The organism is Streptomyces sp. NPDC020742, assembly GCF_040641675.1.
In the GTDB taxonomy this organism is placed as follows: Bacteria; Actinomycetota; Actinomycetes; order Streptomycetales; family Streptomycetaceae; genus Streptomyces.
The window spans coordinates 45,202-68,814 of the sequence record NZ_JBFAEA010000027.1 but is presented as its reverse complement, the minus strand read 5'-3'; the positions used below and the strand labels follow the sequence as shown (position 1 = coordinate 68,814).

19 protein-coding genes and 4 tRNA genes are annotated in these 23,613 nt (G+C 71.3%); 14 read left to right on the top strand and 9 right to left on the bottom strand.

Going from position 1 to position 23,613, the window contains the following annotated elements; genetic code table 11:
- The first annotated feature begins 80 nt into the window (after positions 1-80).
- The 8 genes from purS (at position 81) to purM (ending at position 8,745) form a co-directional block, all read left to right on the top strand.
- Complete coding sequence (gene purS / locus AB0G84_RS30900; protein WP_042151546.1) at positions 81-326, top strand: phosphoribosylformylglycinamidine synthase subunit PurS; 246 nt, start codon at positions 81-83, stop codon at positions 324-326.
- Positions 323-1,057, top strand: a complete 735-nt coding sequence (gene purQ, locus AB0G84_RS30895; RefSeq protein WP_361328056.1) for a phosphoribosylformylglycinamidine synthase subunit PurQ — start codon at positions 323-325, stop codon at positions 1,055-1,057. The genes purS and purQ overlap by 4 nt, the downstream gene beginning before the upstream one ends.
- Positions 1,054-3,303, top strand: coding sequence for a phosphoribosylformylglycinamidine synthase subunit PurL (gene purL, locus AB0G84_RS30890; protein ID WP_361328053.1), 2,250 nt, complete (start codon positions 1,054-1,056; stop codon positions 3,301-3,303). Before purQ ends, purL begins: the two co-directional genes overlap by 4 nt.
- 134 nt (positions 3,304-3,437) lie before the next feature.
- A complete protein-coding gene (locus tag AB0G84_RS30885) occupies positions 3,438-3,956 on the top strand; it encodes a winged helix-turn-helix domain-containing protein (RefSeq protein WP_361328050.1) in 519 nt (172 codons plus the stop codon).
- Positions 3,957-3,988: 32 nt separating this feature from the next.
- Positions 3,989-4,882, top strand: coding sequence for a M23 family metallopeptidase (locus AB0G84_RS30880; RefSeq protein WP_361328047.1), 894 nt, complete (start codon positions 3,989-3,991; stop codon positions 4,880-4,882).
- A gap of 55 nt (positions 4,883-4,937) precedes the next feature.
- Positions 4,938-5,735, top strand: coding sequence for a sterol carrier family protein (locus tag AB0G84_RS30875; RefSeq protein ID WP_361328044.1), 798 nt, complete (start codon positions 4,938-4,940; stop codon positions 5,733-5,735).
- A 344-nt stretch (positions 5,736-6,079) separates the two neighbouring features.
- Positions 6,080-7,639, top strand: coding sequence for an amidophosphoribosyltransferase (gene purF, locus AB0G84_RS30870; protein ID WP_361328041.1), 1,560 nt, complete (start codon positions 6,080-6,082; stop codon positions 7,637-7,639).
- A 35-nt stretch (positions 7,640-7,674) separates the two neighbouring features.
- A complete protein-coding gene (purM, locus tag AB0G84_RS30865) occupies positions 7,675-8,745 on the top strand; it encodes a phosphoribosylformylglycinamidine cyclo-ligase (protein WP_361328038.1) in 1,071 nt (356 codons plus the stop codon).
- A gap of 188 nt (positions 8,746-8,933) precedes the next feature.
- Here purM and AB0G84_RS30860 read toward each other — a convergent pair whose 3' ends face one another.
- Positions 8,934-9,185 carry a DUF3073 domain-containing protein gene (locus AB0G84_RS30860; RefSeq protein ID WP_030086208.1) on the bottom strand — a complete coding sequence of 84 codons (252 nt, stop codon included), beginning with the start codon at positions 9,183-9,185 and terminating at the stop codon, positions 8,934-8,936.
- 318 nt (positions 9,186-9,503) lie between these two features.
- Positions 9,504-10,661, bottom strand: coding sequence for a Glu/Leu/Phe/Val dehydrogenase dimerization domain-containing protein (locus AB0G84_RS30855; protein ID WP_361328035.1), 1,158 nt, complete (start codon positions 10,659-10,661; stop codon positions 9,504-9,506).
- 204 nt (positions 10,662-10,865) lie between these two features.
- Between AB0G84_RS30855 and AB0G84_RS30850 the strand changes: the two genes are divergently transcribed.
- Both AB0G84_RS30850 and bldC read left to right on the top strand, forming a co-directional pair.
- Positions 10,866-11,702, top strand: coding sequence for a hypothetical protein (locus AB0G84_RS30850; RefSeq protein ID WP_361328033.1), 837 nt, complete (start codon positions 10,866-10,868; stop codon positions 11,700-11,702).
- A 512-nt stretch (positions 11,703-12,214) separates the two neighbouring features.
- Entirely contained in the window at positions 12,215-12,421 is a 207-nt protein-coding gene (bldC, locus tag AB0G84_RS30845; protein WP_003949541.1) for a developmental transcriptional regulator BldC, read from the top strand.
- 518 nt (positions 12,422-12,939) lie between these two features.
- Here bldC and AB0G84_RS30840 read toward each other — a convergent pair.
- From AB0G84_RS30840 to hrpA, 3 genes are all read right to left on the bottom strand, one after another.
- Positions 12,940-13,173, bottom strand: a complete 234-nt coding sequence (locus tag AB0G84_RS30840) for a DUF6274 family protein (protein ID WP_361328030.1) — start codon at positions 13,171-13,173, stop codon at positions 12,940-12,942.
- Positions 13,174-13,562: 389 nt separating this feature from the next.
- Positions 13,563-13,637: transfer RNA gene (locus AB0G84_RS30835), tRNA-Asp, on the bottom strand.
- Positions 13,638-13,726: 89 nt separating this feature from the next.
- On the bottom strand, positions 13,727-17,842 hold the full coding sequence (gene hrpA / locus AB0G84_RS30830) for an ATP-dependent RNA helicase HrpA (RefSeq protein ID WP_361328027.1): 4,116 nt from the start codon (positions 17,840-17,842) through the stop codon (positions 13,727-13,729).
- 160 nt (positions 17,843-18,002) lie between these two features.
- Here hrpA and AB0G84_RS30825 point away from each other — a divergent pair, with 160 nt between their 5' ends.
- Positions 18,003-18,212, top strand: coding sequence for a hypothetical protein (locus AB0G84_RS30825; RefSeq protein WP_361328024.1), 210 nt, complete (start codon positions 18,003-18,005; stop codon positions 18,210-18,212).
- A gap of 45 nt (positions 18,213-18,257) precedes the next feature.
- Here the strand turns inward: AB0G84_RS30825 and AB0G84_RS30820 are convergent.
- The 4 genes from AB0G84_RS30820 to AB0G84_RS30805 form a co-directional block, all read right to left on the bottom strand.
- Positions 18,258-18,331, bottom strand: a tRNA-Phe gene (locus tag AB0G84_RS30820).
- 4 nt (positions 18,332-18,335) lie between these two features.
- A tRNA-Asp gene (locus tag AB0G84_RS30815) sits at positions 18,336-18,410 on the bottom strand.
- 48 nt (positions 18,411-18,458) lie between these two features.
- Positions 18,459-18,531 (bottom strand) — tRNA-Glu (locus AB0G84_RS30810).
- 156 nt (positions 18,532-18,687) lie between these two features.
- On the bottom strand, positions 18,688-20,343 hold the full coding sequence (locus AB0G84_RS30805) for a metallophosphoesterase (protein ID WP_361328021.1): 1,656 nt from the start codon (positions 20,341-20,343) through the stop codon (positions 18,688-18,690).
- Between the two features lie 121 nt (positions 20,344-20,464).
- Between AB0G84_RS30805 and AB0G84_RS30800 the strand changes: the two genes are divergently transcribed.
- The 3 genes from AB0G84_RS30800 to AB0G84_RS30790 form a co-directional block, all read left to right on the top strand.
- Entirely contained in the window at positions 20,465-20,815 is a 351-nt protein-coding gene (locus tag AB0G84_RS30800; protein ID WP_361328018.1) for a metallopeptidase family protein, read from the top strand.
- Positions 20,816-21,003: 188 nt separating this feature from the next.
- Positions 21,004-21,720 carry a hypothetical protein gene (locus AB0G84_RS30795; protein WP_361328015.1) on the top strand — a complete coding sequence of 239 codons (717 nt, stop codon included), beginning with the start codon at positions 21,004-21,006 and terminating at the stop codon, positions 21,718-21,720.
- Positions 21,721-21,981: 261 nt separating this feature from the next.
- On the top strand, positions 21,982-23,613 hold a 1,632-nt coding region (locus AB0G84_RS30790), incomplete at its 3' end, for a DEAD/DEAH box helicase (RefSeq protein ID WP_361328012.1).

The following is a 23,613-nucleotide window of genomic DNA, read 5'->3' as shown; positions in this document are numbered from 1 at the left end:
CCAGGATATCTATGCGCGTAGATTTTCGAACACGGTACTGTGAGGACACCGCCTTACGCACCACACCACCGGGAGTGCCAGTGGCACGCGTCGTAGTCGACGTCATGCTCAAGCCGGAGATCCTCGACCCCCAGGGGCAGGCGGTGCAGCGCGCACTGCCACGCCTGGGCTTCGAGGGGATCGCGGACGTCCGTCAGGGCAAGCGTTTCGAACTCGAGGTGGAGGGTCCGGTCGACGAGGCCGCCCTCGCTCGCATCCACGAGATGGCCGAGACCTTCCTCGCCAACACCGTCATCGAAGACTTCACCGTCCGGGTCGACTCATGACCGCCCACCCGTCGCCCGCCACCACCGGTCAAGGTGGCTCTTCGGGCCTCGGTAACGCGAGGATCGGAGTCGTCACCTTCCCCGGCACGCTCGATGACCGCGACACCCAGCGCGCGGTGCGCCGGGCCGGCGCCGAGGCGGTGCCGCTGTGGCACCGCGACAAGGACCTCAAGCAGGTCGACGCCGTGGTTCTGCCCGGCGGTTTCTCCTACGGCGACTATCTGCGGGCCGGCGCGATCTCCCGTTTCTCGCCGGTGATGGAGACCGTCATCGAGCAGGCGAAGGCCGGAATGCCGGTGCTCGGCATCTGCAACGGCTTCCAGGTGCTCACCGAGACCCACCTGCTGCCCGGCGCCATGCTGCGCAACAACCACCTGCACTTCATCTGCCGCGACCAGAAGCTGCGGGTGGAGAACGCGGACACCGCCTGGACCACCGACTACACGGCCGGCCAGGAGATCTCCGTACCGCTGAAGAACATCGACGGCCGGTACGTCGCCGACGAGCGCACGCTCGACATGCTGGAGGCCGAAGGGCGGGTCGCCTTCCGCTACCTGGACGGCAATCCCAACGGTTCGCTCCGTGACATCGCCGGCATCACCAATGAGGCGGGCAATGTCGTCGGCCTGATGCCGCACCCCGAGCACGCCGTCGAGCCGCTGATCGGTACCGGCCGTACCGACGGCCTCGGATTCTTCACCTCGATCCTGAAGAAGCTGGTCAACGCATGACTCTCGACACCGTCAAGCACGCAGCGGAGACCCCCGAGGTCGAGCAGCCCTGGGCCGAACTCGGTCTGAAGCAGGACGAGTACGCGCGGATCCGCGAGATCCTGGGCCGCCGTCCCACCGGCGCCGAGCTCGCCATGTACTCGGTCATGTGGTCCGAGCACTGCTCGTACAAGAGCAGCAAGGTCCACCTCAAGCAGTTCGGCGAGAAGGCCCCCGAGAACGACGCGCTGCTCGTCGGCATCGGCGAGAACGCCGGTGTGGTCGACGTCGGCCAGGGTTACGCGGTCACCTTCAAGGTCGAGTCGCACAACCACCCCAGCTACATCGAGCCCTACCAGGGCGCGGCCACCGGCGTCGGCGGCATCGTCCGGGACATCCTCGCCATGGGCGCCCGCCCGGTCGCCGTGATGGACCCGCTGCGCTTCGGCGCCGCCGACCACCCGGACACCAAGCGCGTGCTGCCGGGCGTGGTCGCCGGCATCGGCGGCTACGGCAACTGCCTGGGCCTGCCCAACATCGGCGGCGAGGTCGTCTTCGACCCCTGCTACCAGGGCAACCCGCTGGTCAACGCGCTCTGCGTGGGCGTGATGAAGCACGAGGACATCCACCTCGCCAAGGCGTCCGGCGCCGGCAACAAGGTCATCCTCTACGGCGCCCGCACCGGCGGCGACGGCATCGGCGGCGTCTCGGTCCTGGCGTCCGAGACCTTCGACGACTCCAAGCCCGCCAAGCGCCCCGCCGTCCAGGTCGGCGACCCCTTCCAGGAGAAGCTGCTCATCGAGTGCACCCTGGAGATCTTCAGGGAGCAGCTGGTCGACGGCATCCAGGACCTCGGCGGCGCCGGGCTGTCCTGCGCCACCAGCGAGCTGGCCTCGGCCGGCTCCGGCGGGATGCGGGTCGAGCTGGACACCGTGCCGCTGCGCGACTCCTCCCTCTCGCCCGAGGAGATCCTCATGAGCGAGTCGCAGGAGCGGATGTGCGCGATCGTCGAGCCCGGCAAGGTCGACCGCTTCCTGGAGATCTGCGAGAAGTGGGACGTGATCGCGACCGTCATCGGTGAGGTGACGGACGGCTCGCAGCTGGAGATCTTCTGGCACGGCGAGCAGATCGTCGACGTACCGCCGCGCTCGGTCGCCCACGAGGGCCCGACCTACCACCGGCCGTTCGCCCGCCCCGAGTGGCAGGACGCCCTCCAGGCCGACGACGCCGGCAAGCTGGCCCGGCCGGCCAATGCCGAGGAGTTGCGCGCGCAGGTCCTGCGGCTGGTGGCCTCGCCCAACCAGGCCTCCAAGGCGTGGATCACCGACCAGTACGACCGCTTCGTGCAGGGCAACACCGTGCTCGCGCAGCCGGAGGACTCCGGCATGGTGCGGATCGACGAGGACTCCAACCTCGGTGTCGCGGTGGCCACCGACGGCAACGGCCGGTACGCCAAGCTCGACCCGTACGCGGGTGCGCAGCTGGCGCTGGCCGAGGCCTACCGCAATGTCGCCGCGTCCGGCGCCAAGCCGCTGGCGGTCTCCGACTGCCTGAACTTCGGCTCGCCCGAGGACCCGGCGGTGATGTGGCAGTTCGCCGAGGCCACCCGAGGTCTTGCGGACGCCTGCCAGACCCTGGGCACCCCGGTCACCGGCGGCAACGTCTCGCTGTACAACCAGACCGGTGAGGTGGCGATCCACCCGACCCCGGTCGTCGCGGTGCTGGGCGTCATCGACGACGTCAACCGCCGCACGCCGATCGCGTTCGCCGACGAGGGCCAGCTGATCTACCTCCTCGGCGACACCCGGGAGGAGCTGGGCGGTTCGGCCTGGTCCCAGGTCGTCCACGACCATCTCGGTGGTCTGCCGCCCAAGGTCGACCTGGCCCGTGAGCAGCTGCTCGCGGAGATCCTGATCTCGGCCTCCCGGGACGGCATGATCGACGCCGCGCACGACCTCTCCGACGGCGGCCTGGTCCAGGCGCTGGTGGAGTCGTGCCTGCGCGGCGGCAAGGGCGCCCGCCTGGTGGTGCCCGACGGGCTGGACCCCTTCGTCCTGCTCTTCTCCGAGTCCGCGGGCCGGGCGGTCGTCGCCGTCCCGCGCAGCGAGGAGCTCCGCTTCACCGACATGTGCGGTGCGCGGGGGCTGCCGGCCACCCGGATCGGTGTGGTCGACGGCGACGAGATCGACGTGCAGGGCCACTTCAGCATTCCGCTGGCCGAGCTGAGCGAGGCGCACCGGGCGACGATCCCGAACCTGATCGCCTGACGCGCTGCCCGGCCCGCCCGGGAGACTCCGCAAACGCAACGGCCCGCCGGTACGCCCGGCGGGCCGTTGCGGCTGTTCGGGGCCGGGGTGGCACGGCACTTGCGAGGACTTACGTAATTACGTAATCTCTCAACATGGATCTTGAGCAGCGCGTCGCCGCTCTGGAGCGACGGCTGGCCGCGCTGGAGCAGACGGCGGCCGACCGCCCGGTGTCCGTGCGCCAGCGGGAACCGGGGGACGAGGCGCTCTGGGCCCTGCGCGGTCTGCGCAGCCAGTTCGCCGAACTCGGCGCCGACAACGGCGGCGTGCTGTTCACCGGGACCGTGCGGACGCCGACCGGGCACGCCTACGAGTGGCAGTACGGGCTGACCACCGACGCCGTGCTCGACGCCGACTGGACCGAGGCCGCCGACGCGTTCGCCGCCTTGGGGCAGCCGGTCCGGCTGCGCCTGTTGCGCGAGATCCTCGACGGCCGCTGCACCGCCGCCGAGCTGAGCGGGCTCGACGGCACCGGCACGACCGGCCAGATCTACCACCACCTGCGGCAACTGACCGCCGCCGGCTGGCTGCACACCGCCGCCCGCGGCCGCTACGAGGTGCCCGCCGACCGCGTCGTACCGCTGCTGGTGATGCTGACCGCCGCCGGGCGCTGACCCGCCCGGCCGACTTCAGGGGGAATCCGCCGATGACGTCCACGCCCAGCTCCCCGGCCATACGGAAGGCCGGCGCGCTCGCCGCCCGCCTCTGTCTGCTGGTCTTCCTCGCGATGGTCGTCGGGAGGTTCTTCGTGCAGTTCCCGTACTGGTGGACCTGGATCCCGCTCGGCCTGTGGCTGCTGATCGGCTTCGGGGTGAACCGTCGGGCGTCCGCGGCGCGCGGTGCGGACGCGGCCCCGCCCGCCCCGGTGGAGGTCGCCCCGCCGGTCGCCGGCCGCTGGAAGGCGCAGAACAGCCCCGCCGACAAGGTCCCCAGCCACGGCACCCGCGCCTACGGCCAGGCGTACGCCATCGACATCGTGGCCGAGCCGGCCGACGGCTCGCGGCCCGGCTTCGGCTGGCGGCCGCCGGCCCGGGCCGCCGCGTCCTTCCCGGCGTTCGGCGCGCCCCTGCTCGCGGTCGCCGACGGCACCGTCGTCCGGGCCGATGACCGGCAGCGCGACCACTTCAGCCGGACGTCCTGGTTCGCGCTCGTGTATTTCCTCCTCGTCGAGGGGACCGTACGGGCCATGGGCGGCGCCCGGCGGGTGATCGGCAACCATGTGATCCTCGACCTGGGCGACGGCACCCACGCCCTCTACGCCCATGTCCGGCGCGGTTCGCTCACCGTCCGCCCGGGCGACCGGGTGCGCAGCGGGCAGCCCCTCGGGCAGTGCGGCAACTCCGGCAATAGCACCGAGCCGCATGTGCACTTCCAGCTCATGGACGGCCCCCACCCGGAGGGCGCCGAGGGCGTCCCCTTCACCTGGCGGGGCGTGGGGGTCCCGGCCAACGGCGAGACCTTCGAGGTGCCCGCGGCCGAGAACCCCGCGGCCGAGAACCTCGCAGGCGAGGGCGCCGGGGCCGGCGCGGCGTCCGCCTAGGCGGACGCCGCCGATCCCGGTTCGACTGTCAGTGGTGCGCCCTAGGCTTGCCGCCATGCCACCTGCCGCCCGTAAGCAGCGCGTCCGTCAGTACGACGCGGAACGGACCCGTGCCGCCGTCGCGGCCCAGCTCGCCCACGTCAGGGACGCCGTCCAGGAGCTGACGCCCGAGCAGTTGGCGCTGCCGACCCGGCTCGGTGACTGGACGGTGCGGGAGCTGGTGGCCCATATCGCCCTCGCGGTCGGCAGCGTGGACCGCGGCCTGCGCCTCCCGGCCCCGCCGCAGGTCGAGGCGACCGCGCTGGACTGGCCGGCGGCGACCGCGCCGCTCGCCGCCGGGATCGACGCCGGCACCCGCGCGCTGGCCGCCGAGGACGACCTCGGGGCGCTGCTGGCCCGCACCGCCGAGGCGTTCGACCGGGCGGTGGCGGCGCACCCCGGTGACCGGCCGGTGGCCGCCCGGCCCGGCGCGATGCGGCTCGGCGACCATCTGGTCACCCGCTGTGTCGAACTCGTCGTGCACACCGACGATCTGGCGGCGGCGACCGGCCGGGAGATCCGCTACGACCGCCAGGCGCTGGCCACCGCCACCCGGCTGCTGGCCGATGTGCTGGCGGTCAGGGCTCCCGGCGGTTCGGTGGAGGTCCGGGTGCCGCCGTTCGCCGTGGTGCAGTGCGTCGAGGGGCCCCGGCACACCCGCGGCACCCCGCCGAACGTCGTCGAGACCGACCCGCTGACCTGGCTCCGCCTGGCCACCGGCCGTACGTCCTGGGCCGAGGAGCTGGCCGCGGCGCACCTCAGCGCCAGTGGCGATCGGGCCGACCTCGGCGACCTGCTGCCCGTGATGCGCTGAGACCGGTGGAGCGGCGCCGCTACGGGCTGCGCCGGGCCAGGGCGCGTAGGGCGGGGAGAGGGCCGGTCGCGGGCTCCACACCGGCCCCGGAACGGGCGTCGCACATCTCACACCGCTCCGGAGGAATCTCCATACCGCATTCCCCTCGCAAGGCGCGAAACGGTGTATACCGGGCAGGTGCCGGACACGGTCGGGAGGGGCAGTAAAACACCAGCTCAGAGGGGGTGGATCCGGCCCCGTGCGGGGCTGTCGCGGTCAGCGGTGCGGCACCGTACCCGCCCGCGTCCAGCGCCGCCGCCATCCCCGGTTCGGATGAATCCGCGACCTGCCCTAAACTCAAGGGCGTGCCACGTGGTGACGGACGACTCAACCACGACCTGCTCCCCGGCGAGAAGGGCCCCCAGGACGCATGCGGCGTCTTCGGTGTCTGGGCTCCGGGTGAAGAGGTCGCCAAACTCACCTATTTCGGGCTGTATGCGCTGCAGCACCGTGGACAGGAGTCCGCGGGCATCGCGGTGAGCAACGGCTCCCAGATCCTCGTCTTCAAGGACATGGGCCTGGTCTCCCAGGTCTTCGACGAGACTTCCCTCGGCTCCCTCCAGGGCCACATTGCCGTGGGCCACGCCCGCTACTCCACCACCGGTGCCTCGGTGTGGGAGAACGCGCAGCCGACGTTCCGCGCCACCGCGCACGGTTCGATCGCGCTCGGCCACAACGGCAACCTGGTCAACACCGCAGAGCTGGCCGACCTGGTCGCCGCGCTGCCCCGGGACGGCGGCCGGGCGACTCAGGTCGCCGCCACCAACGACACCGACCTGGTGACCGCGTTGCTGGCCGGCCAGGTCGACGAGGACGGCAAGCCGCTGACCGTCGAGGAGGCCGCCCCGCGCGTCCTGCCCAAGGTCATGGGCGCCTTCTCGCTCTGCTTCATGGACGAGCACACGCTCTACGCCGCCCGCGACCCGCAGGGCATCCGCCCGCTGGTCCTCGGCCGCCTGGAGCGCGGCTGGGTGGTGGCCTCCGAGACCGCCGCCCTGGACATCGTCGGCGCCAGCTTCATCCGGGAGATCGAGCCCGGCGAGATGGTCGCCATCGACGAGAACGGCCTGCGCAGCAGCCGCTTCGCCGAGGCCCGCCCCAAGGGCTGCGTCTTCGAGTACGTCTACCTCGCCCGTCCGGACACCGACATCGCCGGCCGCAATGTGTACCTCTCCCGTGTGGAGATGGGCCGCAAGCTCGCCGCCGAGGCCCCGGCCGACGCCGACCTGGTGATAGCGACGCCGGAGTCCGGCACCCCGGCGGCCGTCGGGTACGCCGAGGCCAGCGGCATCCCCTACGGGTCCGGCCTGGTCAAGAACTCCTACGTCGGCCGGACCTTCATCCAGCCCTCGCAGACCATCCGCCAGCTCGGCATCCGGCTCAAGCTCAACCCGCTGAAGGAAGTCATCCGCGGCAAGCGCCTGGTGGTCGTCGACGACTCGATCGTCCGCGGCAACACCCAGCGCGCGCTGGTGCGGATGCTGCGCGAGGCGGGCGCGGCCGAGGTCCACATCCGGATCTCGTCCCCGCCGATCAAGTGGCCGTGCTTCTTCGGCATCGACTTCGCCACCCGCGCCGAGCTGATCGCCAACGGCCTGTCGGTCGAGGAGATCGGCAAGTCCCTGGGTGCCGATTCGCTGGCGTACATCTCGATCGACGGCATGATCGAGGCGACCACGATCAGCAAGCCGAACCTCTGCCGTGCCTGCTTCGACGGTGAGTACCCGATGGAGCTGCCCGACCCGGAGCTGCTGGGCAAGCACCTCCTGGAGTCGGAGACCGCCGCACCGGCGTCGTCCGACGTGGACGGCGTCCGGACGCTCACGGCCGGGGTCGGCGGTGCCGACGCACTGCGTCGCCCGTAGAGCTCGTACACACACGACACGAAAGTTCTCAGCTCATGTCCGCTGAATCCCCTGGTGCCAGCTACGCGAGCGCGGGCGTCGACATCGAAGCCGGCGACCGCGCCGTGGATCTGATGAAGGAGTGGGTGAAGAAGGCCACCCGTCCCGAGGTCGTGGGCGGGCTCGGTGGCTTCGCCGGGCTCTTCGACGCCTCCGCCCTCAAGCGCTACGAGCGTCCGCTGCTGGCCTCGGCGACCGACGGTGTCGGCACCAAGGTCGACATCGCCCGCAAGATGGGCGTCTACGACAGCATCGGCCACGACCTCGTCGGCATGGTCGTCGACGACCTGGTGGTCTGCGGCGCCGAGCCGCTGTTCATGACCGACTACATCTGCGTCGGCAAGGTCTACCCAGAGCGGGTCGCCGCGATCGTCAAGGGCATCGCCGAGGGCTGTGTGCTGGCCGGCTGCGCGCTGGTCGGCGGCGAGACCGCGGAGCACCCGGGGTTGTTGGGCGCGGACGAGTTCGACGTTGCCGGCGCCGGTACGGGCGTCGTCGAGGCCGACCGGGTGCTGGGCGCGGATCGCATCCGTACGGGCGACGCGGTGATCGCGATGGCCTCGTCCGGACTTCACTCGAACGGGTACTCCCTGGTCCGTCATGTGCTCTTCGACCGGGCCGGGATGGCGCTGGACCACGAGGTGGCGGAGTTCGGCCGGACGCTGGGCGAGGAGCTCCTGGAGCCCACCAAGATCTACTCGCTGGACTGCCTGGCGCTGACCCGTACGACCGAGGTGCACGCCTTCTCGCACATCACCGGTGGCGGACTCGCCAACAACCTCGCCCGGGTGGTCCCGGACGGTCTGCACGCCACGGTCGACCGCTCCACCTGGACCCCGGGTCCGGTCTTCGACCTGGTCGGCACGGCCGGCTCGGTCGAGCGCCTGGAGCTGGAGAAGACCCTGAACATGGGCGTCGGCATGGTGGCCGTCGTCCCGCAGGAGTCGGTGGAGGTCGCCCTGACCACGCTGGCCGACCGCGGGGTGGACGCCTGGGTCAGCGGTGAGATCGTCGAGCGCGGCGACCACGCCGAGGCTGTGACCCTGACCGGTGACTACGCGAGCTGACCGCACCCTCCCCCATGGCCCTGACCGGGCCATGGGCGGTGCCCCCGTCCCCGGCGGGAGCCGGTGCACCCGCGGGACCGGTGAGGACCGATCCACCCGCGGCCATCAGGGCAGCACAGAACCCGGTCCGGGCAGTGCCCAGGACCGGGTCCGTGATGCTGTTATGGGTACCGCGAGCGTGCAGAGCGTCAAGCGCGACGACGCTGCTGGGACGAGTCGCCCTCGTCCTCTTCGTCATCGTCGCTGTTGTACAGATCTGCGTACCGTGCGTACGGGTCGTCGTCCTCGTCCTCTTCGAACGGCTCGGCGTTCGGAGGCTGCTGGTTCGACGGTGATGCACCCAGCTCGTCGGCCAGTCGTGAGAGATCCGTCCCACCGCTGCTGTACTTCAGCTGGCGGGCGACCTTTGTCTGCTTGGCCTTGGCCCGGCCGCGCCCCATGGGTCGACCCCCTCAATGACGGGGCTCGATGGCCCCAGAGTCTTGACACGCGTTCATGGATCAGAGCGGGCTCTCGACAGAGAGACCGGCCCGTAGGGCTTTAACGGTACCTGCTTCCGCGGCCATACGGTACGTCGCCCGCATCACCCGCCGCTCGGCATGACCTGCGAGGTGCCCCGTCCCCGCTGGTCAACTGCGATTTTAACCTGTCCTGTACGGCGACCCGCCGACGGGTGGTGAGGGATCTCTCCCTCTCCGCCCGCGACGGGCCGCGCAAGGTTGTCATTCCGGCCGACTTGGCCGGATCTCCGCGGTGGGTCAGGCCCTTCGTGCCTCCGCCATGCGGTGCTCGGCCAGCCGGTCGGCCGCCGCCGCGGGCGGAATGCCGTCGGCCTTCGCACGAGCGAATATCGCCAACGTGGTGTCGAAGATCTTGGCTGCCTTGGTCTTGCAACGGTCGAAGTCGAAGCCGTGCAGCTCGTCGGCCACCTGGATGACGCCGCCGGCGTTCACGACGTAGTCGGGTGCGTAGAGGATGCCGCGGTCGGAGAGGTCCTTCTCGACGCCGGGGTGGGCGAGCTGGTTGTTGGCCGCACCGCAGACGATCTTCGCGGTCAGCACCGGCACCGAATCGTCGTTCAGTGCACCGCCCAGGGCGCACGGCGCGTACACGTCCAGGCCCTCGGTGCGGATCAGCGCCTCGGTGTCCGCGACCACGGTGACCTGCGGGTGTTCGGCCACCACGCGAGCCACCGACTCGGTGCGCACATCCGTGATCACGACCTCGGCGCCGTCCTTGAGGAGGTGGTCGACGAGGAGGTGCCCCACCTTGCCGACGCCCGCGATGCCGACCTTCCGGCCGCGCAGCGTGGGGTCGCCCCAGGCGTGCTGGGCCGAGGCGCGCATGCCCTGGAAGACGCCGTAGGCGGTCAGGACGGAGGAGTCGCCGGCGCCGCCGTTCGCCGGGGAGCGGCCGGTGGTCCACTTGTTCGTCCGGGCGACCACGTCCATGTCGGCGACGTAGGTGCCGACGTCGCAGGCGGTGACGTAACGGCCCCCGAGGGACGCCACGAACCGGCCGTAGGCGAGCAGGAGTTCCTCGGTCTTTATCCGGTCGGGGTCGCCGATGATCACGGCTTTGCCGCCGCCGTGGTCCAGCCCGGCCAGGGCGTTCTTGTACGACATGCCGCGCGACAGGTTCAGCGCGTCCAGCACGGCCTCCTCCTCGGAGGCGTAGGCGTGGAAGCGGGTGCCGCCGAGGGCGGGGCCCAGCGCGGTGCTGTGGACGGCGATCACCGCCTTCAGGCCACTGGCGCGGTCCTGGCAGAGGACGACCTGCTCATGGCCGCCCTGCTCGGACCGGAACAGGGTGTGCAGCACGCCGCCGTCGGCGTGCGCGGTGCCCCCCTGCTCGACCGCGGTCGGGAGCTCGGGGGAGGAGGGAGGACGTACGTCAGTCACTGTGGTGACTCCCATAAGTCGCGAAGGGCGCCCTCGTACGGGTGGGGAGGGCCGGTTGAAAAGAGCGTAAGACCTGCCGGGCCGGTTGATCCGTCGGGTGCCCAGGATCACCCTCTCCCGGGGGACGGACGTGGGACGATCTGGTCGTATCGCAGGCCGGCCGGGGCCCTGGGGCGCCCCGGGACCTGTGGCGGTGTACTTCCCTTTGGAGGAGCGGGCGTGGCCGTGGCGTCGTCGGTGAAGGTCCCGTACATGGCATATCTGCGGGTCTATGAACCGCTGGCAGCGTTCCCCGAGCCGGAGCGCTCCCACTGGGCGCGCTACGCCAAGCGGGAGAGCACCCCCAGCGCCCAGGACGAGCAGCTCCGGGCGCTGGCCGATCTGCTGCCGACGCCGCCGGTGCCGGTGCCGGTCCACGAGAGCGCCGATGCCTTCGTCGCCGTGGTGAACGAGGTGGTCTGCGTCTGCCCGTGGCGGACCCGGCTGCGCGGCTGGCAGGCCCTGGAGGGGCTGGAGGAGCTGTTGCCGGCGTCGGTGCTGGATACGGCGCTGCCCCCGGTGGTGCGCCGGCAGGCGGCCACCGACTACGAGCAGTGGCGGGAGCGCAACCCGGACGCCCGGCCCTGGATCCGCGCGGCGTCCTGGCACGTCCCGGTCCGCTGGTTCGTCCTCTTCGACGACGCCGAGCGAGAGTATGCGAAGGGTGACCACGCGCCCCTGCTGCGTTACCGGACGCCCATGGTGCAGGCCAGGCGCCGGGTCGCCCGGGGGCTGCGCACCCTGCGGGACGCCCTGGAAGAGGGGCCGCTGATCGACGGCCTGGTAGATGTGGGGCGCTGGCTCGAGGAATTCCATCCGCGTTCGCTCGTGGAGCTGGACTACGGAGGGCTGGTGCACGCGGTGCCCGAGGGGCAGCTCGCCGAGGACCGTTCCGCCGCCGAGGTGGCGGAGGGGCTCGCGGCGCTGCGCGAGGGGGACGGCGAGCGGGCCGGCGTCGCGTACGAGAAGCTGTCCCAGCGGTGGCAGGCGATCCGCGAGCGTCAGTTCGCCAGCTGAGGGCGGGAAGTGCCGAGCGTTCACGACGTGGCAGCACCCTGTTCGCCTTCCGGTGGTGCGGCGGTCAAGGACGTAGGTCCTTAACCGGGCGATTGCCTCAAGCGTGACCTAAAGCACTTACTTCGGGTCTTGCTAGCAAGGCACACCCTCGTGCCAAAATAGGACAAGGAGCCCGACGTGGGCTCCTTCCGTCCAACTAAGGGCGGATAGATCGGTATTGCGCTCCTTGAGGGGTCTCGTGGCGGCTGATCACGTTGTGACTGATCGTCACGGACGGGTGACTGTCCGTTATGGCACGGTCCATCGGCTTCCGCCGAGGTTGAACACCTGAGAGGGCAATTCCATCGGTTTGGCCGACGTGGCTGGACAGATGGTGTAGTTGTAGTGCCGAGGACAAGCCGTTCGTCCTATAACCGACTCGGCCCGCGTCCGCCATTTCGGGCAACGCGGGTCAAGGTGCAGAATTTAGAGGAAAGAACCGTGATGGTTCGGTTCTCCCGAGGAGGCCGCTCATGACCGCTCGCACCCCTGACGCCGAGCCGCTGCTGACCCCTGCCGAGGTTGCCACGATGTTCCGCGTGGACCCCAAGACGGTCACCCGCTGGGCCAAGGCAGGCAAGCTCACGTCCATCCGCACGCTCGGAGGACATCGGCGTTACCGCGAGGCTGAGGTCCGCGCACTGCTCGCGGGCATTCCGCAGCAGCGCAGCGAGGCCTGAATAACCGCATAACCAGGCTGTTTTCGGGGCCCCCAACCCGAAGACGCCCAGGTCGCAGCGCACAGCTTCATCTGCTTCGCGCAGCTTTCCATGACGCGGCGCCTGCCCCAACAGGCCCTACGCCCGCTCCATCTGGGTACGTCATCGATCGCGCTGGACTCCGCCGGGTCCAGCGCGATCTTTTTGTGTGCGGCCGCTCCCGGGCCCGTCAGGCGTTCGGTTCGCCCTGGACGTCGACGCCGCCCCGGACGGCCCTCAGGGCGCCTTCACGGGCCCTGGAGAGGGCATTCCGCGAGGACCCTACGACCTCCTCGTGGAGTCCTTCGGGGGAAGTGCAATTGCACATATTAAATTGACCGGTTGTAGGGCGGGTGTAAGTTCCCCGTTCCGCCGAACCAGTTCGGTGACACCCGTCACACGGTGCATCGCTTGAAGCCGATACGGCCCTGCGGTAGAGAACTTTCCCCGTCAGTAGGGACAGCCTGTCACTCAGCGGGCGCCGGCGCAGGCGTCCTTGGTCACCGGCTCGCGGGACTTTTGTCCTCGACCGTGGGCGGCTCGCAGGCGGCAGGAGTCGAAGCCGGGGTGGATTCGGGCGCCGAATCCCCGGAGAGGGCCGTGGGCGGCTCCATGGCCAGCCGCAGGAGGTGGTGGCAGACGGCGCAGCTCCGGGTCCGGTGGCGGTAGCCGACGGCGGCCGCCAGGTGGGCTCGTAGCAGTGCTTTGGTCTCGTGCCGTACCGCAGTTGCCATCGCGTATCCCCTCCCGGCCCCACGCCTTCCCATGTGACTACCGGTGGCGCTGCCTCGCGTCAATACAGCGGGCAGCGCCGCCGTTACCGCCTGCATTCGGCGAGGGTGTGCTCCATGGCAGGTCGGGCGCGGGGAGCGGGCGGCTGGGCGGTGCGCGGCGCGGACCGTGGTGGCCGGCGATGCGGGCCGTAATACGGCGGTGCCGGCGGGATCGTGGCCCCCGCGGCGACGGCGGGGACGTGGGGGCGGCAGGGATCCGTGCGACGGGCGGGACGGTGGGCGGCGTCCGGTGCGGCGGAGTGCGGAGTGCGGTGCGGCGGTGCCGTCGTCGGTGCCGGTTGGGAACGCAGTACGGCCCGCATCGCCGGGCGATGCGGGCCGTATCTCTGCGGTCCTGACGGGATTTGAACCCGCGGCCTCCACCTTGACAGGGTGGCGAGCACTCCAAACTGCTCCACAGGACCTTGTGTCTGCCGCCCCCTTGCGGCGGGCTGCGTGCAAGACTCTACAGCAGGTCAGGGGGTGCGGTCGAACTCGATGCCGGTGGCCCTCCTCACTGGGGCACCGCGGCGTCCACCGCCTTCACGATGCGCTTGTCGGAGACCGGGTACGCGGTGCCCAGGGCGTGCGCGAAGTAGCTCACCCGGAGCTCCTCGATCATCCAGCGGATCTCCCGCGCCTCGGCCGACACCGGGCGGCCCGGCGGGAACTGCTCCAGCAGCCAGGCGTATTCGTCCTGCATCTCCTTGACCTTCGCCATCCGGGTGCGGTCCCGTTCGGCGTTGGTGGGCAGCTGCTGCAGCCGGCGGTCGGCGGCCACCAGATAGCGCATCAGGTCCGGCAGCCGCTTGGCGCCGTGTGCCGTGACGAAGCCCGGGCGGATCAGCGCCGCCAGTTGCTCCTTGATGTCCGCGAGGGAGGGCAGCAGCGAGGGGAAGGAGGTTTCCTTCAGTCGGCGCTCGCACGCCTGCCAGGCGGCCAGCACCTCCTGGACCTGCTGGATGGTCCGCAGGGTGACGTCCACCAGGTCGGCCCGGACCGCGTCGAACAGCTTCCGGAAGGACTCCTCGTCCCACGCCGGGCCGCCCCGGGCCGCGATCAGCCGGTCGGCGGCGGCGGTCACGCAGTCCTCGAAGAGCGCCGCGATCGAGCCGTGCGGATTGCGGGAGAGCGCCAGTTTCTGCTGGTTGCTCAGCTTGCCCTGGGCGAACTTGGCGGGGTTGGAGGGGATGTTGAGCAGGATGAGGCGGCGGGTGCCCGCCCACATGGCGGTCAGCTGCTCGGCTTCGGTGTCGAAGAGGCGCACCGCGACGCTGCTGCCCTCGTCGACCAGCGCCGGATAGGCCTTCAGCGGCTGGCCGGCGCGCCGGGTCTCGAAGGTGCGCGGCAGGGCGCCGATCGTCCAGGACGTCAGCCCCGTCCGCTGCTCGGGGCCGGCCGGTGCCGAGCCATCGCGCCCCTGGCCGTCCTTACCGCCCTTGCCGGGGCGTTCGGCGGCCTGCTCGAAGGCCTTGGAGATGGCGGCCCGGGTCTTCGGCTTGAGCTTGAGCCGCAGCGCCTCCAGGTCCTTGTCCTCGGCGAGCTTGCGGCGCCGCTCGTCGACCACCCGGAAGGTGATCTTGAGGTGGTCGGGCACCCGGGCGGCGTCGAAGTCCCCGGCCTCCACCGGGACACCCACCATCCGCTGCAGGCCGGCGGCCAGAGAGGCCGTCAGGGAGCCCTGTAGCGGCACCGTGGAGTCCAGGAAGCGGGCCGCGAAGTTCGGCGCCGGGACGTAGTTGCGCCGGATCGGCTTGGGCAGCGACCGGATCAGCTCGGTCACCAGCTGCTCCCGCAGGCCCGGGATCTGCCAGTCGAAGCCCTCGGAGGAGACCTGGTTGAGCACCTGGAGGGGGAGGTGGACGGTCACGCCGTCCGCGTCCGCGCCCGGCTCGAACTGGTAGGTGACCTTGAACTTCAGCTTCCCCTGGCGCCAGGAGTCCGGGTAGTCGTCCTTGGTGACGGCCTCGGCGGACTCGTTGATGAGCATGGAGTGCTCGAAGTTCAGCAGCTCCGGCTCGTCCCGGCGCTTCGCCTTCCACCAGGAGTCGAAGTGCGCCCCGGAGACCACCTCCGCGGGGATGCGCTGGTCGTAGAAGTCGAAGAGCGTCTCGTCGTCCACGAGGATGTCGCGCCGCCGGGCGCGGTGCTCCAACTCCTCGACCTCGCCGAGGAGTTTGCGGTTGTCATGGAAGAACTGGTGGTGGGTGCGCCAGTCGCCCTCGACCAGGGCGTGCCGGATGAACAGGTCCCGTGAGGTCTCCTGGTCGATCCGGCCGTAGTTCACCTTGCGCTGGGCGACGATCGGGACGCCGTAGAGCGTCACCCGCTCGTACGCCATCACCGCGGCCATCTTCTGTTCCCAGTGCGGCTCGCTGTAGGTGCGCTTGACCAGATGCTGGGCGAGCGGCTCGATCCACTCGGGCTCGATCTTGGCGTTCACCCGCGCCCACAGGCGGGAGGTTTCGACCAGCTCGGCCGACATCACCCAGCGCGGGGGCTTCTTGAAGAGCGCGGAGCCAGGGAAGACCGCGAACTTGGCGCTGCGGGCGCCCAGATACTCGTTCTTGGCGTCGGTGTCCTTGAGGCCGATGTGCGAAAGCAAACCGGAAAGCAAGGCCGTGTGGATGTGGTCCGGTGCCGCGTCCTGCTCGCTGAGGTGGATGCCCAGGGACTTGGCGACCGTCCGCAGCTGCGAGTAGATGTCCTGCCACTCGCGTATCCGGAGGTAGTTGAGGAACTCGTTCCGGCACATCCGGCGGAAGGCCGAGGAGGACAGCTCCTTCTGCCGCTCGCGGATATAGCGCCACAGGTTCAAGAACGCCAGGAAGTCGCTGGTCTCGTCCTTGAACCGGGCGTGCTGCTGGTCGGCCTGCTGCTGCTTGTCCGAGGGCCGCTCGCGCGGGTCCTGGATGGACAGCGCCGCGGCGATGACCATCACCTCGCGGACGCAGCCGTTGCGGTCCGCCTCCAGCACCATCCGCGCCAGCCGCGGGTCGACCGGAAGCTGGGACAGCTGGCGGCCCATCGGGGTCAGCCGCTTGCGGGGGTCCTTCTGCCGGGCGTCCAGCGCGCCCAGCTCGGCGAGCAGGTCGACGCCGTCCTTGATGTTGCGGCGGTCCGGCGGGTCGATGAACGGGAACTTCTCGATGTCGCCGAGGCCGGCCGCGGTCATCTGCAGGATGACGGAGGCGAGGTTGGTACGGAGGATCTCCGCGTCGGTGAACTCCGGCCGGGAGAGGAAGTCGTCCTCGGAGTAGAGGCGGATGCAGATGCCGTCGCTGGTCCGCCCGCAGCGGCCCTTGCGCTGGTTGGCGCTGGCCTGGGAGACCGGCTCGATGGGCAGCCGCTGGACCTTGGTGCGGTAGCTGTAGCGGGAGATACGGGCCATGCCCGGGTCGATGACGTACCGGATGCCCGGGACGGTCAGCGAGGTCTCGGCGACGTTGGTGGCCAGCACGATGCGCCGGCCGGTGTGCCGCTGGAAGACCCGGTGTTGCTCGGCGTGCGACAGCCGCGCGTAGAGCGGGAGCACTTCGGTGTGCGCCAACTGCTTCTTGTTGAGGGCGTCCGCGGTGTCGCGGATCTCCCGCTCGCCGGAGAGGAAGACCAGGATGTCGCCCGGTCCCTCGGCCTGCAGTTCGTCTACCGCGTCGCAGATCGCGGTGATCTGGTCGCGGTCGCCCTCCAGGTTGTTCGCAGCCTGGCCGCCTTCCTCCAGCAGCGGGCGGTAGCGCACCTCGACCGGGTACGTCCGTCCGGAGACCTCGACGATCGGGGCGGTGGGCGTCTCGTCCCCGTCGGCGGCACGCTCCCCGGCCGGTCGGGTCCCCTCCGCCGGCACCGTGGCGAACGAGCCGAAGTGCCGGGCGAACCGCTCCGGGTCGATGGTCGCGGAGGTGATCACGACCTTGAGGTCCGGGCGGCGGGGCAGCAGCTGTGCCAGATAGCCGAGGATGAAGTCGATGTTGAGGCTGCGCTCGTGCGCCTCGTCGATGATGATCGTGTCGTACTGGCGCAGCTCGCGGTCCGTCTGGATCTCGGCGAGCAGGATGCCGTCCGTCATCAGCTTGACGAGGGTGTCCCCGCCGACCTGGTCGGTGAAGCGGACCTTCCAGCCGACCGCCTCGCCCAGCGGGGTCCGAAGCTCCTCGGCCACCCGCTCGGCGACCGTGCGGGCCGCGATCCGGCGCGGCTGGGTGTGGCCGATCAGGCCGCGTACGCCGCGGCCCAGCTCCAGGCAGATCTTGGGGATCTGCGTGGTCTTTCCGGACCCGGTCTCACCGGCGACGATCACGACCTGGTGGGCGCGGATCGCGTCGGCGATCTCGTCCTTCTTCTGGCTGACCGGCAGCTCTTCCGGGTACCTGATCTGCGGCACGGCGGCCCGCCGCTGGGCTATCCGCAGCTCCGCCTCGTCGACGCCCTGGGCGATCTCGGCGAGCACCCCCGCCCGGGCCTCGGGCTTACGGATCCGGCGGGCGCCATCGAGTCGGCGGCCCAGCCGCTGCTGGTCGCGCAGCATCAGCTCGGGCAGACGCTCCAGCAGACCGGGGAGGGTGGGGGCGGTGCTGCCGGGGACGGCGCGGGCGGCGCCGTCGGGCAGGGCGGAGGCAGGCTGACTGGACATACGCCCCCCAGGATCTCACCTCGGCCAAATGACTGGCGAACCATTTGCGGGCGCGGCCGGATCGTGGACACCGGGCCGCGATCCGGCCACGGCAGCCCGAAGCGACCGGAACACGGCAATCGGGTGGCATTGCGCCGCGGGCACCGGCGACGATGCCCGCATGGACAAGGGAATACGACGTACCGCCGGGATCGCCGTGATGGCCGGCGGTATCGCCTTAGCCATCTGGCTGGTCTTCGGTGCGCCGCACGACTGGGAGGGCGACATGCGGATGGTGCGCAAGGCGCTCGGCCTGGCGGCGATGGGGGCGATCAGCGGCGGTGCCCGACTGTTCTTCTGGGAGCCGAAGGGGGAGTCCGCCGGAGAGTGAAGCGAAAGGCCCCGGTTCGAAGAACCGGGGCCTTTCCAATGGGTGTGGCTGGGGCCGGGGTCGAACCGGCGACCTATCGCTTTTCAGGCGATCGCTCGTACCAACTGAGCTACCCAGCCGCAGCGGTCCTGACGGGATTTGAACCCGCGGCCTCCACCTTGACAGGGTGGCGAGCACTCCAAACTGCTCCACAGGACCTTGCATTGCGCGAAAGCGGCTTACGCCAGTCTCGCACACGGTGATGCGTGCCCCCAACGGGATTCGAACCCGTGCTACCGCCTTGAAAGGGCGGCGTCCTGGGCCACTAGACGATGAGGGCTGGTGGCCACCTTGGCGTCGTTACCGGCGCCGTCGGGGACGTGAGAAGCATATGGGATGGGAGGACCGTTCGCCAAAACGGTTTACCCGGAGGTGCGGAAAGGGCCTCCGGGCGGCAGCGGAAACGCACCGGACCAGGGGGTGGACGGGCCGTGGATCAGGGCCGTTCCGCAGGGGAGTGGCGGCCGGCGGGCGGCGCGGAGGGGGACGGGCCGGACGGGTGAGCCGGGCGGGGCGGTGCCGGCGTGGCGCCCGGCTGGTTCTCCCGGGGGAGGTGGCGGCTCACCTCGGCGCGGGAGAGCCCCAGTCCGCCGAGGGTGATCTCGTCCCACGCCTGCAGCCGCTTCGTCCGCCGGTCCAGATAGAGCACCGATGCCTGGACCGGTGCGGGCTTCTTGTTCTGCACCGCGCGCAGCCCGCCGCCGCCCGTGGACCCCTCGACCATCAGCCGGGTGCCCCGGGGCAGGGTGGTGTGCTCGCGGTGGTGGAGGTGCCCGGCCAGCGCCAGCGGGACCAGTCCGTCCGTCCGGGCCGCGGCGGCCGGGTTGTGTGCCAGCGCGAGGTCGACGGGGGTCCCGGCCAGCCGTTCGGTGCGCAGTGCGTCGGCGAGCCGCCCGCCGGCCGTGCGCTCGGCGGGGTCACCGGCCGCCACGACGGAGCGGTCCGGGGTGAACTGCGGGTCGCCGACGCCCGCGATCCGCAGCCCCGCGACGCGGACGACCCGGCCGTTGTCGAGGACCACGGCATGGGCGCGGCCGGTCAGGTACTTCTGGGTGGTGCGTGAGTCGTGGTTGCCGCGCACCCAGACGTAGGGCGCGCCGAGGGTGGAGACCGGGTCCAGGAAGTGGTTCTCGGCAGCCGAGCCGTGGTCCATGGTGTCGCCGGTGTCGACGACCACATTGATCCGGTACTGCTTCACCAGGGAGGCGATGATCCGCCAGCTGCCCGGGTTGAGGTGGATGTCGGAGACGTGCAGCACGCGCAGGGTGGTCGGGTCGGGCTGGTACGCCGGCAGCGTCGAGGCGGCGTCGTAGAGCTTGGTGACGTTGGTGACCAGGCGCGCCAACTCCCGCTGGTAGACGTTGAATTCGCTGACGATGCTGCGGGCGTTGCCGACCACGGAGGGGGCCGAGGAGAGCAGCCCGGAGAACTTCGGCTCCAGGACCGACTTCGGATTCCAGGTGGCCCAGGCGGTGGCCCCGGAGGCGGCGAGCAGGGCGAGCGCCAGGCCGCCGGCGGCCAGGGCGCGGCGCGGGCTGCGGTGGACGGCCAGGCTCAGCGCGGTGGCGCCGCACACCACCGCGCAGCAGGACCGCGCCGCCAGGCCGAGCGCGCCGCGGGCCACGTCCCGGGTGACCTCGGCCTGCAAGCCGGCGAACCGCTCGGGGTGGTCGATCAGCGCCTGGGAGCGGACCGGATCGAGCCGGTCGACGTCGACATCGAGCCGTACGGGCGCGGTGTGGCTGCGCAGTTCCAGGTCGCCGAGCGGTGCGACGGTGATCCTGGTGCCGCCGGTCAGCGAGGGGCGCAGCGCCATGCTGGTGTCCATGGGGCCCACCGGGGCGTGCAGGGTGCCGAGGACCAGCAGCCCCAGCCACCCGCCGAGCACCGCGACGGCTATCAGGCCGAGCGATCGGGCGCAGGGGCGCGAGGGTGCGGCGAGGGCCGTGGTGGGCGGCGTACGGCGGGCGCGGCAGCGGCGGTGGACGGCCGCGGCGAGCACGCGCAGGCCGTCGGCCCGGCCGCGCGGCCGCCCGGGGTGACGCGGCGACGGGCCGGGGTGCGGTGTCCGGGTGCGCTCGGCACGGGCCATTGGTCCCGTATGCCCGGACACGGTGGTCGTTACGCCGGGAGCGGCGGTTCCGGCACGGCCGGCGCTGCCGCGCGCGCTGTACGACCGCCGGTTGTGCGACCCGGTGGCGGAGAATGGTGCTGTGCTGGATATGACGCGCGAGGAGTTCGAGGAACTGGTCGCCGAGGCGCTCGACCGGATCCCGCCGGAGCTGACCCGGCTGATGGACAACGTGGCGGTCTTCGTCGAGGACGAGCCCCCGGCCACCGACCCCGAGCTGCTCGGGTTGTACGAGGGGACCCCGTTGACCGACCGCGGGGAGTGGTACGCGGGCGTCCTCCCGGACCGGATCACCATCTACCGGGGGCCGACCGTGCGGATGTGCGCCACCCGCGAGGACGTGGTCGCCGAGACCGAGGTGACGGTCGTTCACGAGATCGCCCACCACTTCGGCATCGACGACGAGCGGCTGCACGCGCTGGGCTACGGATAGCGATGCCCGATGCCCGCTGTCCGCCGCCGGTTCCGTCGGGCCCGGCGGCGCGGCGGGTGCGGCCGGCCGGATCGGCGCACCCGGCGCCGGTGATCGGCCCAGGGGCGCGCGTGTCCTGAAGCGGGGGGCGGGAGTTGGGCAGGGCGTCCGTGCCGCCGTCCCTGCGCTCCGGATCCGGAGGTCCCGCCGTGCGCCCGAGCCCCAACCGTCCCTCGTCACCGACACCACCCGCCGCGTTCGTCCCCGTCGACCGCACCGCCCCCGCCGAACGTCCCGGCCACGGCGCGGTTGTCGCCGGGCGGTGGCCGCGGGCCGTGGCCGTCGCGGTGGCCGTCTCCGCGCTGGCCGTTTCCCTGGCCGGCTGCATGAACGTCTCCGATCCACCGGACCCCAAGCCGTCCGGCGGCGTCGCGCAGCACGACGGCAAGGGTGCGGCGCCCGGCCCCGGTGGGGTGTCCGTGGACGGCCGGGGCGGCGGCCCGCACCGGATGGGGCGGGCCGGTGAGGCACACCCGGCGGGCGGGGAGAAGGACAAGGGCGACAAGCCGTCTGCCGAGGCGACGGCCACGCCCTCCGAGGACGGCACGCCGTCCCGCCCGGTGCGGCCCTCGGGCCCGGAACCGGGCGCGGGCGGCGCCCACGGTGGCGCCGGGGGCCACGGCGGGCGCCCCGGCACCGCGAACCCGACGCCGTCCCACCCCGACCGGCCGACCGTCCCGCCCGCCTCGCCCACGCCGGACACCCCCACCGCCCCGCCGACCCCGCCGCCGACCAGCCCGGCCCCGCCGCCGGGCGCCCATGCCTCCGGACCGTCGCCGGTCTCGCCGATGTCGTCGCTGATGGACCCCGGGGAGCAGGGGGGACCGGGGGAGCAGGGGGAGCCGGGAGCGGGGGCCGGCGCGTGAGGTGGTGCGCGGGGTGCGGCGAAGGCGATGGCCGGGCCTGCCACAGTGGGCCTGCCGGCCTGTTCCGGAAGGCCATTTGCCATTCGGGGGGCGGAGTGCGTATGGTGGTAGATCGTTTGATCCCATTTGCCCGGCGCCAACCAAGAAGCGCGCCGCGTGGCGCGTTCTCTCCCTTGCCGTGGCTGACCGCATTGAGGCGGTCGTTGTGAAACACACGGAGTTTGGGCGCGTGCCGAGACTCCGGAAGGTTTCGCATTTCGCATGTCCATTTCCCCTGAGCAGTCCGTCGTGCCCGCATTCGACGAGCAGGACGAGCAGCCCGTCGCCGACCGCCCCGACGCCGACCTCGACACCGACACCGGCGCCGACGACGCGGCCGACACGGTGACCTTCGCCGATCTCGGACTGCCCGAGGGCGTCGTCCGCAAGCTGGCGCAGAACGGCGTCACCACGCCCTTCCCGATCCAGGCCGCGACCATCCCGGACGCGCTGGCCGGCAAGGACATCCTCGGCCGCGGCCGCACCGGCTCCGGCAAGACCCTCTCCTTCGGTCTGCCGACCCTGGCGCAGCTCGCCGGCGGCCACACCGAGAAGAAGAAGCCGCGCGCCGTCATCCTCACCCCGACCCGTGAGCTGGCGATGCAGGTCGCGGACGCCCTCCAGCCCTACGGCGATGTGCTCGGCCTGAAGATGAAGGTCGTCTGCGGCGGTACGTCGATGGGCAACCAGATCTACGCCCTGGAGCGCGGCGTCGACATCCTCGTCGCCACCCCGGGCCGGCTGCGCGACATCATCAACCGCGGTGCCTGCTCCCTGGAGTCCGTCCAGGTCGCGGTCCTCGACGAGGCCGACCAGATGTCCGACCTGGGCTTCCTGCCCGAGGTCACCGAGCTGCTCGACCAGGTGCCCGAGGGCGGCCAGCGGATGCTGTTCTCGGCCACGATGGAGAACGAGATCTCCACGCTGGTCAAGCGCTACCTGACCAACCCGGTGAGCCACGAGGTCGACAGCGCCCAGGGCAACGTCACGACCATGACCCACCACGTGCTGGTCGTGAAGCCGAAGGACAAGGCGCCGGTCACCTCCGCCATCGCCGCCCGCAAGGGCCGCACCATCATCTTCGTCCGCACCCAGCTGGGCGCGGACCGCGTCGCCGAGCAGCTGGTCGAGGCGGGCGTGAAGGCGGACGCCCTGCACGGCGGGATGACCCAGGGCGCGCGCACCCGTGTCCTCGCCGACTTCAAGGACGGCTACGTCAACACGCTGGTCGCCACCGACGTCGCCGCCCGCGGTATCCACGTCGACGGCATCGACCTGGTCCTGAACGTCGACCCGGCCGGCGACCACAAGGACTACCTGCACCGCTCGGGCCGTACCGCCCGGGCCGGCCAGTCCGGCACCGTCGTCTCCCTCTCCCTGCCGCACCAGCGCCGCCAGATCTTCCGGCTGATGGAGGACGCGGGCGTGGAGGCCTCGCGGCACATCGTCGGCTCCGGCGTCTTCGACGAGGAGGTCGCCCGGATCACCGGCGCCCGCTCGCTGACCGAGGTCCAGGCCGAGTCCGCCAACAACACCGCCAAGCAGGCCGAGCGTGAGGTCACCCAGCTCACCCGCGAGCTGGAGCGGGTGCAGCGCCGGGCCACCGAGCTGCGCGAGGAGGCCGACCGGCTGACCGCCCGGGCCGCCCGCGAGCGTGGCGAGGACCCGGCCGAGGCGCTGGCCGCCGCCGCCGAGACCGCCGAGGCCGAGGCCGCCGCGCAGGCCGCGGTGCCCGCCCAGGCCGTCGCGTCCGACGAACGTCGTGACGACCGTGGTGGTTTTGAGCGTCGTGACCGTCGTGATGACCGCTCCGGTGGTCGTTCCTTCGACCGTGACCGTCGTGATGACCGCGGT